The sequence below is a fragment of the Mycobacterium adipatum genome, from assembly GCF_001644575.1.
Classification (GTDB): domain Bacteria; phylum Actinomycetota; class Actinomycetes; order Mycobacteriales; family Mycobacteriaceae; genus Mycobacterium; species Mycobacterium adipatum.
The window spans coordinates 1561070-1575853 of the sequence record NZ_CP015596.1; the positions used below are offsets into that span (position 1 = coordinate 1561070).

16 protein-coding genes are annotated in these 14784 nt (G+C 66.0%); 6 read left to right on the forward strand and 10 right to left on the reverse strand.

Features of this window, described 5'->3' with window-relative positions:
- Position 1: 1 nt before the first annotated feature.
- The 8 genes from A7U43_RS07350 to A7U43_RS07385 all read right to left on the reverse strand — a co-directional run bounded on the left by A7U43_RS07350 (position 2) and on the right by A7U43_RS07385 (position 6550).
- A complete protein-coding gene (locus A7U43_RS07350) occupies positions 2 to 430 on the reverse strand; it encodes a nuclear transport factor 2 family protein (RefSeq protein WP_067992912.1) in 429 nt (142 codons plus the stop codon).
- A gap of 88 nt (positions 431 to 518) precedes the next feature.
- Positions 519 to 1649, reverse strand: a complete 1131-nt coding sequence (locus A7U43_RS07355; RefSeq protein WP_067992916.1) for an NDMA-dependent alcohol dehydrogenase — start codon at positions 1647 to 1649, stop codon at positions 519 to 521.
- Between the two features lie 94 nt (positions 1650 to 1743).
- Entirely contained in the window at positions 1744 to 2283 is a 540-nt protein-coding gene (locus tag A7U43_RS07360; protein ID WP_067992918.1) for a nuclear transport factor 2 family protein, read from the reverse strand.
- A gap of 12 nt (positions 2284 to 2295) precedes the next feature.
- On the reverse strand, positions 2296 to 2502 hold the full coding sequence (locus tag A7U43_RS07365) for a ferredoxin (RefSeq protein WP_067992921.1): 207 nt from the start codon (positions 2500 to 2502) through the stop codon (positions 2296 to 2298).
- Positions 2503 to 2506: 4 nt separating this feature from the next.
- Positions 2507 to 3865 (reverse strand): cytochrome P450, encoded by a 1359-nt coding sequence (locus A7U43_RS07370; protein WP_067992923.1) that lies wholly within the window; start codon positions 3863 to 3865, stop codon positions 2507 to 2509.
- Positions 3862 to 4689, reverse strand: a complete 828-nt coding sequence (locus A7U43_RS07375; RefSeq protein ID WP_067992926.1) for an SDR family oxidoreductase — start codon at positions 4687 to 4689, stop codon at positions 3862 to 3864. The genes A7U43_RS07370 and A7U43_RS07375 overlap by 4 nt, the downstream gene beginning before the upstream one ends.
- A gap of 24 nt (positions 4690 to 4713) precedes the next feature.
- Positions 4714 to 5916, reverse strand: coding sequence for a cytochrome P450 (locus tag A7U43_RS07380; protein ID WP_067992929.1), 1203 nt, complete (start codon positions 5914 to 5916; stop codon positions 4714 to 4716).
- Between the two features lie 25 nt (positions 5917 to 5941).
- A complete protein-coding gene (locus A7U43_RS07385; protein WP_067992932.1) occupies positions 5942 to 6550 on the reverse strand; it encodes a TetR/AcrR family transcriptional regulator in 609 nt (202 codons plus the stop codon).
- 195 nt (positions 6551 to 6745) lie between these two features.
- Here A7U43_RS07385 and A7U43_RS07390 point away from each other — a divergent pair, with 195 nt between their 5' ends.
- The 5 genes from A7U43_RS07390 (at position 6746) to A7U43_RS07410 (ending at position 11547) form a co-directional block, all read left to right on the forward strand.
- Positions 6746 to 8215 (forward strand): aldehyde dehydrogenase, encoded by a 1470-nt coding sequence (locus A7U43_RS07390; protein ID WP_067992935.1) that lies wholly within the window; start codon positions 6746 to 6748, stop codon positions 8213 to 8215.
- Between the two features lie 75 nt (positions 8216 to 8290).
- Positions 8291 to 9046: an SDR family oxidoreductase gene (locus tag A7U43_RS07395; RefSeq protein WP_067992938.1), complete on the forward strand. Its 756-nt coding sequence runs from the start codon at positions 8291 to 8293 to the stop codon at positions 9044 to 9046.
- Positions 9043 to 9885 carry an NAD(P)-dependent oxidoreductase gene (locus A7U43_RS07400; protein WP_067992941.1) on the forward strand — a complete coding sequence of 281 codons (843 nt, stop codon included), beginning with the start codon at positions 9043 to 9045 and terminating at the stop codon, positions 9883 to 9885. The genes A7U43_RS07395 and A7U43_RS07400 overlap by 4 nt, the downstream gene beginning before the upstream one ends.
- Positions 9886 to 9887: 2 nt before the next feature.
- Positions 9888 to 10331 carry a carboxymuconolactone decarboxylase family protein gene (locus A7U43_RS07405; protein WP_067992944.1) on the forward strand — a complete coding sequence of 148 codons (444 nt, stop codon included), beginning with the start codon at positions 9888 to 9890 and terminating at the stop codon, positions 10329 to 10331.
- On the forward strand, positions 10321 to 11547 hold the full coding sequence (locus A7U43_RS07410; protein WP_067992948.1) for a hypothetical protein: 1227 nt from the start codon (positions 10321 to 10323) through the stop codon (positions 11545 to 11547). Before A7U43_RS07405 ends, A7U43_RS07410 begins: the two co-directional genes overlap by 11 nt.
- Here the strand turns inward: A7U43_RS07410 and A7U43_RS07415 are convergent.
- Both A7U43_RS07415 and A7U43_RS07420 read right to left on the reverse strand, forming a co-directional pair.
- On the reverse strand, positions 11544 to 12137 hold the full coding sequence (locus A7U43_RS07415) for a TetR/AcrR family transcriptional regulator (protein ID WP_067992952.1): 594 nt from the start codon (positions 12135 to 12137) through the stop codon (positions 11544 to 11546). The two genes, A7U43_RS07410 and A7U43_RS07415, sit on opposite strands and share 4 nt — an antisense overlap.
- 17 nt (positions 12138 to 12154) lie before the next feature.
- Positions 12155 to 13396, reverse strand: coding sequence for a cytochrome P450 (locus A7U43_RS07420; protein WP_067992955.1), 1242 nt, complete (start codon positions 13394 to 13396; stop codon positions 12155 to 12157).
- A gap of 117 nt (positions 13397 to 13513) precedes the next feature.
- Here A7U43_RS07420 and purD point away from each other — a divergent pair, with 117 nt between their 5' ends.
- On the forward strand, positions 13514 to 14782 hold the full coding sequence (gene purD / locus A7U43_RS07425; RefSeq protein ID WP_067992958.1) for a phosphoribosylamine--glycine ligase: 1269 nt from the start codon (positions 13514 to 13516) through the stop codon (positions 14780 to 14782).
- Positions 14783 to 14784 lie beyond the last annotated feature (2 nt).

Below are 14784 nucleotides of genomic sequence, written 5' to 3' on the forward strand. Positions count from 1 at the left end.
GCTAATCGGCCGAACCCTCTTCGAACGTCATCGCGTCCATGTTCCAGTAGCCGCGCAGATTCGTGATCAATCCCGCATCGTTGACACGGTAGGTGAACACGCCGCGCACGGTGGCGGTGAATCCGTTCGGAAATTCGGTGCGCAACACCAAGATGTAGGCGATCTCGGTCGGGGAGCTCGACGGGAACGTCTCCTCGCAGGTGATCGTCAGGGTGTTGGGACCGATGTTCGCGTCGTAGAACGCGGCCAGTGCCGCCTTACCCCGCACCCCGGTGCCGTCCGGGTTGGTGACGGCCTCACCGATCGGGTCCTCGACGACGATGTCCTCGGACATCAGTGCCAGCCAGCCCGCGCGGTCCCCGGATTGCACGCAGCGCCAAGAGTTTCGCGACGCGGCGACAACCGGTGTCAGGTCGGTGGTCTCAGTCATGCGAGTCCTGCCTTCGCCGAAATTGCATTCTAGCAGGGTTCCACTCGAACTTTGCCTGCTGGAATGCAATTTCGCGGGTTCGTAGGGGTTACCGGTCGGCGTCTGTGTAGCGGATCACGCCGCGGATGTTGCGACCCTCGAGCATGTCCTTGTAGCCCTCGTTGATCTGTTCCAGCCTGTACTGCCGGGTGACCATATCGTCGAGGTTGAGCCGGCCGGCCTTGTACATCGACAGCAGCTGCGGGATGTCGTGGTGCGGGTTGCCGCCGCCGAAGATGGTGCCCTGCAGGTTCTTCTGCAGCAGGGTCAGCATCGACAGGTTCATCGTCACATCGGACTTCGCCATGTTGGCGACCGCGGTCACCACACAGGTGCCGCCCTTGGCGGTGATGTTGAGGTAGTTGTCGATCTCTTCACCGTGCAGCTCACCGGTGGTGATGATGGTCTTGGCGGCCATCCGGCCCTGGGTGACCTCGGCGACGCCGCCCATCGCGGAGAAGATGTCCGGGTAGGCGTGGGTGGCGCCGAACTTCAGCGCCTGGTCGCGCTTCCACTCGACCGGATCGACGGCGAAGATGTTGCGTGCGCCCGCGTTCAGGGCGCCCTGCAGGGCGCCCATGCCGACACCACCGATACCGGCGATGACGACGTCATCGCCGGGGCGGACGTTGGCGCTGCGCACCGCGGAGCCGTAACCGGTGGTGACACCGCAGCCCACCAGGCAGGCCACCTCGAACGGGATCGACGGGTCGATCTTCACCACCGAGCTCTTGTGCACCACCATGTACGGGCTGAAGGTGCCCAGCAGCGTCATCGGGATGACCGGCACACCCTTGGCGGTGTGAATGCGATTGGTGTTGTCCGAGACCGCGGTGCCCTGCAGCAGCATGGCACCCAGATCGCACAGGTTGCGCAGGCCGGCCTGGCAGGACGGGCATGAACCGCAGGACGGGATGAAGGACAACACGACGTGGTCCCCGGGCTCCAGGCCCTCGACGCCGGGGCCGACCTCGGTGACGACGCCGGCACCCTCGTGCCCGCCAAGGACCGGGAAGCCGGCCATCGGGATGTCCCCGGTCACCAGGTGGTGATCGGAGTGGCACATGCCCGAGGCTTCCATCTGGATCTTGACCTCGTCCTTGACGGGGTCGCCGATCTCGATCTCCTCGATCGACCACGGCTGGTTGAACTCGTAGATGAGAGCGCCTTTTGTCTTCATGCGCGTGTGCCTTCCACTAGAACCGGTGCCCACAGACTAGAGCCAGTAGTTACGTGCGTCACACCCACCCCCAAGCAACCGCTTGGCCGGGAGGTCACCAGATCGGGACGGGGGCCTGACCCAGCGGGTAGTAGCCCGGCAGCTTCTCGCCCGCGATGGACCGCTCGATGCGCTTCTGCATGGTCGGGGTCAGGTCGCCGGACTCGATGAGCTTCAGGAAGGCCTTCTGGACATGCCCGAAGTCGAAGAAATCGCGCTGCCACTCGATCAGCAGATCGTCATTCAGCCGGAACCAGCTGCCGCCGATGCCGTAGATCTCGTCCTTGCTGCCGTCGCTCTTGTGGGCGATCTGCTTCCAGAAGCCCACGATCTCGTTCTGCTTCTCGTCGATCAGGGTCTTCTGGTACTCGTAGACCCAGTTCTCCAGGCCTTCCATCTCCAGGCCCAAGGCGATCTCGCGTATTTGATCCCTGCCGACGCACATGACGTCTTCCTTCGGGCCGATGTTCCACCCGTAGGTCGCATCCTCGGTGTAGAACTCCGCCAACGGTTTCCAGTCGCCGGCGGCTTCGGCATCCTGGTTGGCCTTCAGCCACCGCTGGACCCAGTCTTCGAGAGCTTCTCGTGACGCCATTGTCGTTGCCTTTCAGTCTTTTTCGATTATTGACAGAGCTCGGGTGGGGCACATGTCGACGGCCATCTCCACGGCTTCGCGGAGTTCGTCTGCGGGCTCGGCGTGCAGTATCTGGACGACGCCGCGCTTGGGTACCTTGAAGACATCAGGCGCCTCCAGCTCGCACATGGCGTGGCCCTGGCAGAGGTCCTCGTCGAGTTCGATTCGGTAGCAGCCCACCGGACTATTCCTTCGCGCGCTTGCGGTAGCGCACCTTCGCCGGACGGGCCAGCTGGACCACCATCTTGGAGTGGTCGTTTCGGTAGCTCTCCGCGGGCTGGGCCATCTCGAACTCGTAGTCGCGCAGCAGGACCGAGAAGATCGCCTTGATCTGCATCTGGGCGAAAGCGGCACCGACGCAGCGGTGCCGTCCGGCGCCGAACGGGATCCAGGTCCACCGGTTGATCAGGTCTTCCTGGCGCGGCTTGTTGTAACGATCGGGGTCGAAGGCGTCCGGATCCGGGAAGTCCTCCGGGAGCCGGTTGGAGATCGCCGGTGAGGCGGCCACCATCTGGCCCTTGTGGATCGGATGTCCGGCCACCTCGAACTCGTCCTGGGCGACCCGCATGAGGATGATCAGCGGCGGATGTAGGCGCAGGGTCTCTTTGAGCGCGTTGTCCAGGTTCGGGATCTGGCGCAGCGCATGGAAACTCACCTCCTGGCCGTCGGAATACAGCTCGTCGAGTTCGTTTTGCACCTTGGTGTAGAACTCGGGGTTGCGCAGCAGCTCGATGAGCGTCCATGACGAGGTGCCCGAGCTGGTGTGGTGACCGGCGAACATCAGCGAGATGAACATGCCGGTGACCTCGTTGGCGGTGAAGCGCGGATTGCCCTGCTCGTCCTTGATGGAGACCAGCACGTCGAGCAGATCGCGGTCGCTCTTATCGGTGGGCGGGTTGGCGATTCGCTGGTCCATGACCTCCTGCACCAGCTCGACCAGGTTGGCCCGGGCCTCGTCGCGGATGCGGAAGCTCTCGATCGGCAGGTAGGGATCGACGTAGCAGAGCGGATCGGTGCCGCGCTCCAGCAGGTGGTAGTAGTTCGCGAACCGGGAGTCCAGCTGGTTGCGGAACTTGAGACCGATCAGGCAGGCCGTCGAGGTGTAGATGGTCAGCTCGGCGAAGAACTCCAGCAGGTCGATTTCGCCGGAGTCGCCCCAATTCTCGGTCATCCGGCGGACTTCGTTCTCGATGGTGGCCGCGTGGCCCTTCATCTGCTCACCGCGCAGCGCGGTGTTGTGCAGCATCTCGGCGCGGCGCTCGGGGTCGGCGTCGAAGACCACACCCTCGCCGAAGATCGGCGTCATGAACGGGTACGCCTCGGCCTGGTTGAGCTCACTGTCGGTGGACCGGAAGAAGAACTCGTTGGCCTCGGCGCCGGACAGCAGCACCACCTGCTTGTCGGCGAGTTGGAACCAGCCGGCGTCGCCGCACTCGTTGCGGATTCGCCACATCAGGCCGATCGGATCGGTGCGGAATTCCTCGAGGTGGCCGTGCTCTTCCTCGCCACCTGAAACACGTTCCACCTCTTTGAGGTCACTCATGTTGCCGGCATCCCTTCTTCGCCCAGCGCGAGCTTCTGCCGATCCTTGGTGTCGGCCAGCGGAGCCTCGGGCTGGAGTTCCATGTTCGCGATGAAGCCGCCGCGCGGTGTCTCGGCGACGAACGTGATGGCCCGCGCGAGATCGTCCGCGCGCAGGAAGTAGTCGTGGCGTGCCTGGCCCCATTTGGCCCAGTCCTCCAGGGCGGGACCGATCAGTTCGGCCGGCAGGCTCCACCCCATCGATGTCTTGGTCGGTCCGGGATGCACGATCGAGGCGCGCACACCCGTGCCTTCCAATTCCATCTGATAGTTCGTCACCATCGCGACCAGGGCGGCCTTGGCCGCTCCGTAGGCGCCCATGTGCGGCCGCTGGCGCAGCGCGACATCGGATCCCACGAAGATCAGGTCGCCGCGGCGGCGTTCGATCATGCCGGGCAGCACGGCGGAGGCCACCCGGTTCGCCCCGATCAGGTGGATCTGGATCTGGGACTCGAATTGCTCGGTGCTGATCGCGTCCAGCTTGCCGAAGTAGGTGTCGCCGGCGCCGGCCACCAGCACCTCGATATCGCCGAGTTCCGCGGTGGTCTGTTCGACGGCGGCCTTCACCGAATCCGCGTCGGTGACATCGAGGTGCACGGTGATGGCTTCGCCGCCGTCGGCGCGGATCTTACCGACGATTTCGTCGAGCTTCTCCACCCGGCGGGCGCCCAGCGCCACCGGAAAACCGTTGCGGGCGAGCCGGATCGCAGTGGCCTCGCCGATACCGGAGGAGGCGCCGGCGACCAGCGCTGGACGGCGGTCGGGCAGGGGATCAAAACGGGGCATGCGGTCGAGGGCCTTTCAGGTCTGTCAGCGGAACTGGACGGTCATCGGGAGGTGAGCGAATCCACGGACGCTGCTGGAGTGGACGCGGACGGCGTTGGCCTCGTCGATCTCGTATCCGCGGATTCGCTTGAACAGCTCGGTCAGCGCCACCCGGGCCTCCATGCGCGCAAGGTGCGCGCCGAGGCAGAAGTGGGCGCCGCTGCCGAAACTCACCAGCTTCGGCCCGATCTCCCGGTCGATGCGGTATTCATCGGGATTGTCGAAGACTCGCTCGTCGCGGTTGGCCGAGCCGATCAGCAGGACCATCACATCTCCGGCGGGCACGACGGTGTCATAGAAGGTGAGGTCCTCGACGACCGCGCGGGCCAGGATCTGACTGGAGGCGTCATAGCGCAGCGTCTCTTCGACCCAGGGGGTGACCAGCTCATGGTTGTCGAACACCGGGGCCAGCTGGCTCGGGTTCTTGGCACCCCAATATGCGGCGTTGGCAAGCAGTTTGGTGGTGGTCTCGTTGCCTGCGACGACCATCAGGAAGAGGAACGCCATGATCTCGTCGTCGGTGAGCTTGTCGCCGTCGATCTCGGCTTGCACCAGCGCCGAGGTCAGATCGTCGCTGCTGTGCTTGCGGCGTTGCTTGACCATGTCGGCGTAATAGACCAGCAGTTCGCCGGACGCGGCGATGGCGGAATCCGGTACGTCGGCGACACCGTCCTCGCGGTGCATCACCCCGTCGGCGAGCGCGCGGATGTGCACACGATCCTCGTTCGGCACACCCATCAGCTCGGAGATGACATCCATGGGGAGCTTGCCGGCGAACTCGTCGACATAATCGAAGGTGGTGCTCTGCAGTGCGGCATCCAGATGCTGATGGGCGATCTCGGTGACCCGGCCCTCGAGTTCGCGGATGCGCCGCGGGGTGAAGCCCTTGGACACCAGCGTGCGCAGGCGTAGATGGCCGGGATCATCGAGGGCCAAAAATGACATGACCCGGTGGGCCTCGTCGTTGCGGGAGATCGGATCCAGCGACACACCGTGCTTGTTCGACAATGTGACGCTGTTGCGGAACCCGGCCACCACGTCCTTGTGCCGGGACAACGCCCAGAAGTTGCGTTCCTCGTTGTGATACAGCGGGGCCTCGTCACGCAGCCGCTTGTAGTACGGGTACGGGTCTTCGTGGAAGTCGTAATCGTAGGGATCGAGGATCGGTGGGGCTGTTTCGAGGCTCAAGGGTTCTCTCCGAGGCTCATGCTGGTTAGTCCTCTCCGAGGAGCAGGCCGACCGAATACGTGAGTCGGTCCGCGATCTGGTGATAGGTGAACGCGCCGCTGCCGGCGTTGACGAGGGCTCCGAAGAAGGTCATCTCCAGCGCCGAGACGACGCGGGGGTCGGCGTCCGGGCCGACCGCGGACCGGATGCGCTTGTGGATCTCGGCACCGATGCGGTCCCGGACGGTGCGGACCGCGGGATCGCTGCCGCCGCCCAGCAGGGCGGTGGTGCAGGCGGCGGCGACTTCGGGCTCGTCGGCGACCACCATGGTCAGTGCGCGCACCGCCTTGTCGACGCGGGTGGTCATCGAGTCGTTGACATCGGTGAAGTACGGAACCTGTCGGACCAGGTCGAGATAGACCTCGGCGATCAGGTGATTCTTCGACGAGAAGTACGTGTAGGCGGTGGCCGGCGCGACCTTGGCGCGGGCGGCGACGGCGCGCACGGTGAGGTCGGCGTAGGACGACTCGCGCAGCATCTCCACACCCGCGGCGAGCACCTTGCGAAAAGTCTCCTCCTGGCGACGGTTGCGCGGCGCCACCGCCGACCCGTCGTCCGCTTGGCCTGTGACGGCAACCACCGAATCGCTGGACACATGTCCAAGTTATCGGATGGGGTGGTCCGACGGCAAGCTGTTCGGATAAATCACCAGTACAGAAGCGGTGCTTGGATGGGATCGGGGGTCGCGGGAAGGTCGGCCTTGCCACCGCCGCGGACGTGACGTTATGGTGCGATGGATTGTTGTCGGACACTTGTCCAGAGAACGTGGCCATCAAAACCTAGGAGTGGGATGTCGATTCTGGCGGATCGCGAGAGCCGGTTGTTCATAGACGGCAAGCTCGTCGCCGGAAGCGCGGGAACGTTTCCAACCGTCAACCCCGCCACCGAAGAGGTGTTGGGTGTCGCCGCCAACGCCGACCGGGCGGATATGGGCGCGGCGATCGGCGCGGCGCGCGTCGCCTTCGACGAGACCGATTGGTCCACCAACACCGAGCTGCGGGTGCGTTGCCTGCGCCAGCTTCGGGAGGCGCTGCAGGCCAATGTCGAGGATCTGCGTGAGCTGACGATCTCGGAGGTCGGTGCCCCGCGGATGTTGACCGCCGGCGCTCAGTTGGAGGGTCCGATCGACGATCTGGCGTTCTCCGCGGACACCGCCGAGAACTTCGCGTGGCGCACCGACCTGGGATACGCGACGCCACAGGGTATTCCGACCAACCGGGTCGTCGCGCGGGAAGCTGTCGGGGTTGTCGGCGCCATCACCCCGTGGAACTTCCCGCATCAGATCAATCTGGCCAAGGTGGGCCCGGCGCTGGCCGCCGGCAACACCCTGATTCTCAAGCCGGCGCCGGACACCCCGTGGGTGGCCGCCGTGCTGGGCGAGATCATCGCCGAGCACACCGATTTCCCGGCCGGGGTGATCAACATCGTCACCTCCGATGACCATGGTGTCGGGGCGTTGCTCTCCAAAGACTCTCGGGTCGACATGGTCTCGTTCACCGGGTCCACCAACACCGGTCGCGCCGTGATGACGGATGCGGCGGTGAGCATCAAGAAGGTGTTCTTGGAACTCGGCGGCAAGTCGGCCTTCATCGTGCTCGATGACGCCGATCTGGGTGGTGCCTGTGCCATGGCGGCCTTCACCGTCGCCATGCACGCCGGACAGGGATGCGCCATCACCACGCGCCTGGTCGTCCCGCGGGCCAAATACGACGAGGCGGTGGACGCGGCCGCCGCGACGCTCGGCGGGATCAAGCCGGGTGACCCCAACAGCAAGCGCACCGTGTGCGGCCCGGTCATTTCAGCGCGGCAACGTGATCGGATCCAGGGCTATCTGGACTCCGCCATCGCCGAGGGTGGTCGCTTCGCCTGCGGCGGCGGCCGGCCGGCCGACCTGGACACCGGCTTCTTCATCGAGCCCACCGTCATTGCCGGGCTGGACAACTCGGCCAAGGTAGCCCGCGAGGAGATCTTCGGGCCGGTGCTGACGGTGATCGCCCACGACGGTGACGATGATGCGGTGCGGATCGCCAACGACTCGCCCTACGGTTTGTCGGGCACAGTGTTCGGCGCCGACAACGACCGCGCCCAGGCGGTGGCATCGCGGCTGCGGGTCGGCACCGTGAACGTCAACGGCGGAATCTGGTACTCCGCGGATGCCCCGTTCGGCGGCTACAAGCAATCCGGAATCGGCCGTGAGATGGGCATCGCGGGCTTCGAGGAATATCTGGAAACCAAACTGATCGCCACGCTCGCCACCTGAGGCCGACTGGCCACTTACGACACGCAACAACGGTCATACCGTGCAATAACTGGCCAGTCGGCCGAGAGGAAGAACATGTACGCGGAATTCAAAGACAAGGTCGGCATCGTCACCGGAGCCGGTGGCGGTATCGGGCAGGCCTACGCCGAGGCGCTCGCACGTGAGGGGGCGGCCGTGGTGGTGGCCGATATCAATCTCGAGGGTGCCCAGAAGGTCGCCGACGGTATCAAGGGCGAAGGCGGCAACGCGCTCGCCGTGCGGGTGGACGTGTCCGACCCGGAGTCGGCCAGGGATATGGCCGCCCAGACACTCTCGGAGTTCGGCGGCATCGACTACCTGGTCAACAACGCCGCCATCTTCGGCGGCATGAAGCTGGACTTCCTGGTCACCGTGGACCCCGAGTACTACCGCAAGTTCATGAGCGTGAACCTCGACGGCGCGCTGTGGTGTACGCGGGCGGTGTACAAGAAGATGGCCAAGCGCGGCGGGGGTGCAATCGTCAACCAGTCCTCCACGGCGGCATGGTTGTACGCGAACTTCTACGGGCTGGCCAAGGTCGGTATCAACGGTCTCACCCAGCAGCTCTCCCGCGAGCTCGGCGGCCAGAACATCCGGATCAACGCCATCGCGCCCGGGCCGATCGACACCGAGGCCAACCGCACCACCACCCCCCAGGAGATGGTCGCCGACATCGTCAAGGCGATCCCGCTGTCGAGGATGGGGCAGCCCGAGGATCTGGTCGGCATGTGCCTGTTCCTGTTGAGCGATCAGGCCAGATGGATCACCGGACAGATCTTCAACGTCGACGGCGGACAGATCATCCGGTCATGAAGCTGGGCTATATCGGTCTGGGCAACCAAGGCGCCCCGATGGCCAAGCGGCTGGCCGACTGGCCGGGCGGCTTGATCGTCTTCGACGTCCGCACCGAGGCGATGACCCCGCTGGCCGAACTGGGTGCCGAGCTGGCCGATGACGTCGCCGCGGTCGCCGCGGCCGATGTCATCAGCGTGACGGTGCTCAACGACGCCCAGGTGCGTGAGGTGGTGACCCAGCTCGGCGAGCATGCCGCAGCGGGCACCGTCATCGCCATCCACTCCACCATCGAGCCCGGCACCGCGCCCGAGCTGGCCGAGCAGTTGGCGCCCAAGGGTATCCACATCGTCGATGCCCCGGTCAGCGGCGGCGCCGGGGCGGCCGACAAGGGCGAGCTCGCGGTCATGGTGGGTGCTGACGAAGAGGCCTACAACGCGGTCAAGCCGGTCTTCAAGAAGTGGGCCTCGCTGGTGGTCCGTGCGGGTGAGCCCGGTGCCGGCACCCGGATGAAGCTGGCGCGCAACATGTTGACGTTCATCGGTTTCGCCGCCTCGTGTGAGGCGATGGCGTTGGCCGAGGCGGCGGGCATCGACCTGCAGAAGCTGGGCCGGGTGGTGCGCCACAGCGATGCGCAGAGCGGCGGTCCCGGCGCGATCATCCTGCGCGACGACACGGCACCGCTGGCGCCCGACCACTGGTTGTTCGACATGTTCACCCATACCCGCGGCCTCGGGGAGAAGGACCTGACGCTCGCACTCGGGTTGGGTAAGGCTGTGGGAGTGGATCTTCCGTTGGCAGAGGTGGCATTGCAGCGCCTCGCCGACGGTCTCGGAGTACCGCACACGAAGGAGCAGTGAGCATGACCGATCGTCGCAAGCAGGGCCTGCAGAAGATGAACGAGGTCTACGGCTGGGAGATGCCCGATATCCAGGGCGACCCGTACTTCGATCTGACCGTCGAGCACCTGTTCGGCACGATCTGGACCCGTCCGGGTCTGTCGATGCGGGACAAGCGCCTGCTGACGCTGGCCGCGGTGACCGCGGTGGGCAACTCGGATCTGGCCGAGATCCAGGTCAACGCCGCGCTGCACAACGGGGAGATCACCGCCGAGGAGCTCAAGGAGGTCGCGGTGTTCCTGACCCACTATCTCGGTTTCCCGCTGGGCTCCAAGCTGGATGGCGCGGTCAGCAAGGTGGTACGCACCCGCAAGACGGCCGCCGAGAAGGGGGCCGGTGAAGACAAGCGAGCCAACGTCGACGCGGCGGTGAAGATGCACTCCGGGAAGTCGCTCGATGACCAGTAGATATGCGGCGCTGCGCAGGGACGAGTTGGCGACCCTCGTTCCGGAGCTGTTGCTGATCGGTCAGTTGATCGACAGGTCCGGAATGGCCTGGTGCATCAGTAGTTTCGGGCGTGAGGAGATGTTGCAGATCGCCATCGAGGAGTGGGCGGCATCCAGCCCGCTCTATACCCGGCGGATGCAGAAGGCGCTCAAGTACGAGGGCGTCGACATCTTCACGCTGTTCAAGGGGCTGCAGCTCGATATCGGTGCGCCGCCGCAGTTCATGGACTTCCGTTACATCGTGCACGACCGCTGGCACGGCGAGTTCTACCTGGACCATTGCGGCGCGCTGCTGGACGTCGAGCCGATGGGCGAGGACTACGTCAAGGGCATGTGCCACGACATCGAGGACCCGACCTTCGATGCCACCGCACTGGCCACCAATCGCAAGGCGCAGGTCCGGCCCATCCACCGTCCGCCCCGCACCCCGGCGGATCGGCACCCGCACTGCCGCTGGACGGTGATCATCGACGAGTCCTACCCCGAGGTTCCGTTCATTCCGGAGATGGACATCGTCGCCGCGACCCACGCGCACTCCTGCGAACTGGACCCGATCGACCCCGACGACGAAGGCGCATCGGACTATTCGGGAGACCTGCTCGCCGATGTCGATTTCGCCGCGTTCTCGCATTCGGCACTGGTGCGGATCGCCGACGAGGTGTGTCTGCAGATGCACCTGCTGGTCAAGTCGTTCCAGATCGCCGTGGAGAAGCGGGCCGGTGCGGACACCGAGCTGGCCCGCGCGATCCGCACCAAGCAGTTGATCGGCATCGCGGGTGTGGCCGCCGACCGGATCCACAAGGCGCTCACACTCGGCAGCGACGCCAAGGGTGCGCTGCGGGTACTCGAACTGCACCCGTTGCTCAATCCGGCGGCCTACGTGTCGGCGGATATCGGGCCGGACTCCGTGCACGTGCGCCGGTCCCCGGCCCACGAGGACGGCGCCTGGGTCTCGCTGATCTCACCGGTCGCCGACGCCCCGCTGCAGGCCATCGCCCATGCTGTCGACCCGCATCTGCGGGCCGAGGTGTCGGGCACCGAGACGGATTGGACCGTGCGGTTCATCTCCACCGACACGGCGGCGAAGAAGTTGCCGGAGGTGGAGGTGTGCGAGTTCAGCGGCGGCGCATCCTGGGTGTTCGAGGAGCGTCGGTCGCTGCCGCTCACCGTCGTCTAGGTGCGCAGTGCCGGGGCGACCCAGCGCCGCAAGTAGCCGCGCAACGCGGCACCGGTGCGCGGTGGCCGGCCCGGGTCGATGACGAACGACTGGATGATGCGCAACAGGTGCTCGGCGAGCTCGTCGAGGTCGTCATCGGCGAAACCCGCTGCCGCCCAGTCGACGTCGAAATGTCGTACCACCGACTGCGCGAACTGCAGTGCGATATCGGAGGTCACGGACTCGGTCAGGGCGGGCGTGCGGCCGGGGGAGAGCAGCAACCCGATGTGTTTGTCCTTGGGCAGCCATTCCAGCGCTGTCGCGATGGCCTCGGTCGCGGCGTCGGCCGGGTCGGTGATGCCCTGCAGATGGGTGGACAACCGGTCCAGGAAGTCGGTGGCCGCGACGACGCCGGCCTGCATCAGCAGTGCCTCGGTGCTCGGGAAGTAGCGGTACACCGTCTGGCGGGTGACGCCCAGCGTGCGGGCCACGTCGGCGATGGAGAAGTCCGCGCCACGCTCGTCGATCGCCTTGCCCGCGGCAGCGAGTATCCGGGCGACGGCTTCCTCGTCACTCGCCGGCGCGGCGCCGGCCCACCCGTGGGTTCGCACGCCGGAATTGTAGCGAGCTAGCGGTAGGAGACCTGCAGGTCCTTGACGCCGTTGATCCAGCCGGACCGAAGACGTTGTGGCTCGGCCAGTTTCGAGATGTCGGGAATCTGATTGGCGATCTCGTGGAACATCAGCTTGATCTCCATGCGCGCCAGGTTGGCGCCGATGCAGAAGTGTGCGCCGTTGCCGCCGAACGCCAGGTGCGGATTGGGATTGCGCAGGATGTCGAACTGGAACGGGTTCTCGAACACGTCCTCGTCGTAGTTGGCCGAACTGTAGAACAGTCCGACGCGCTGACCCTTGCCGATGGTGACGCCGCCGAGTTCGGTGTCGGCGGTCGCCGTGCGCTGGAAACAATGCACCGGGGTGGCCCAGCGGATGATCTCCTCGATCGCGGTGTCGGGTCGCTCGCGTTTGAAAAGCTCCCATTGGTCCGGGTTGTCGAAGAAGGCGTTCATGCCGTGTGTCATGGCATTGCGGGTGGTCTCGTTACCGGCGACGGCGAGCAGGATGACGAAGAAGGCGAACTCGACCTCGGTGATCGACTCGCCGGCGCCATCACCCATGTCGGCCTGCACCAGCCGGGTGACGATGTCGTCGGCCGGGCACTTCCGGCGCTGCTCGGCCATGGTGTACGCGTAGCCCATGAGCTCGGCGTTGGCCACCGTGGGATCGCTGTCGAAGTCGGGATCGTCGGTGTTCATGATGCTGTTGGACCAGTGGAAGATCTTCTCCCGGTCTTCCTCGGGCACGCCGATCAGGTCGGCGATGGCCAACAACGGTAGGCCCATGGCCACATCGTCGACGAAATTACCGCTGTCCTTCTGCGCCGCGGCGGCCACGATCTCGCGTGCGGCGACGGCCAGCTTCTCCTCGAGCGCGGCCACCGATCGCGGGGTGAACAGCCGGGACACCAGTTTGCGCAGCCGGGTGTGCTCGGGGGCATCGTGGTTGATCAACAGCGCCTTGGTCAGGTCGAGTTGGTCGGCGGTGACTCCGTCGGGCAGCCGCATCACCGCACCCTTGGCGTTGGTGGACCACAGATCACCGTTGCGGGAGATGGCCTTGATGTCCTCGTGGCGGGTCACCACCCAGTAGCCGCCGTCGTCGAAGATCGATTCGCCCTGCTCGTTCCACCAGATCGGGGCGGTCTTGCGCAGGTGCGCGAACTCGGTCACCGGGATGCCGCGCAGCAGCACCTCGGGATCGGTGAAGTCGTAGCCCGGTCCGAACGGGCAACCGCTCTCCAGCATCGTCATCGAGGCCCTCCTGGTGTGACGTATCGCACGTGTCGCATCGACCATACACTTACTTCTGAAGTGTATGGCCGCCGACCCGGCGCGAGGGACCCGGTCGGGCGGATATGGTTGGCAACCGTGCGCGTCCTCGTCATCGGATCCGGAGCCCGTGAACATGCCCTGCTGCTCGCCTTGCGGCGCGACCCGCAGGTGGAACAGCTCGCGGTCGCGCCCGGCAACGCCGGCACCGCGGCCATCGCCGAGCAGTACGACGTCGACATCAGTTCGGGGCCGGCCGTAGTGGCTCTGGCGCAACGCCTGGCCTCCGATCTGGTGGTGGTGGGGCCGGAGGTACCGCTGGTGCTCGGGGTCGCCGATGCGCTGCGGGCCGCGGGCATCGCCTGTTTCGGCCCCTCGAAGGACGCCGCCCGCATCGAGGGCTCCAAGGCCTTCGCCAAGGATGTGATGGCCGCGGCCGGGGTGCGGACCGCCGCCAGCGAGATCGTCGACAACCCCGCCAACCTGGACGCCGCGCTGAACCGATTCGGCCCGCCGGCCGGGCAGGCCGCCTGGGTGGTCAAGGATGACGGGCTGGCCGCGGGCAAGGGCGTGGTCGTCACCGCGGATCGCGATGTGGCCCGCGCCCACGCGGCCGGCCTGCTGGATTCCGGGCACCCGGTGCTGTTGGAGTCGTTCCTGGACGGCCCCGAAGTCTCGCTGTTCTGCGTCGTCGACGGCGAGACCGTGGTGCCGTTGCTGCCCGCGCAGGACTTCAAGCGGGTCGGCGACAACGATTCCGGGCCCAACACCGGTGGGATGGGCGCCTACACCCCGCTGCCGTGGCTGCCCGCGCAGGTGCTCACCCAGATCGTCGATGAGATCGTCAAACCCGTTGCTGCCGAGATGGTTTCGCGCGGCAGCGCGTTCTCCGGTCTGCTGTACGCCGGGCTGGCGATCACCTCGGCCGGTCCTTCGGTGGTGGAGTTCAACTGCCGGTTCGGCGATCCGGAGACCCAGGCGGTGCTCTCGCTGCTGGAGTCCCCGCTCGGTCAGCTGCTCAACGCGGCGGCCACCGGCACGCTGGCGTCCTTCGAGGAGCTGCGGTGGCGCGACGGCGCCGCGGTCACCGTGGTGGTGGCCGCCGAGAACTACCCGGGCCGCCCGCGGGTCGGCGATGTCATCACCGGTTCGGAGGCCGACGGTGTCCTGCATGCGGGTACCGCCCGGCGCGAGGATGGCGCGGTGGTGTCCACCGGCGGCCGGGTGCTCTCGGTGGTCGGCACCGGCGCGGACCTCGACGGTGCGCGTACCGCGGCGTACACCGCTCTCAAGTCGATCAAACTGCCCGGCAGTCACTTCCGTACCGATATCGGCTTGGCGGCCGCCGAGGGGCGTATCTCACTCTGACC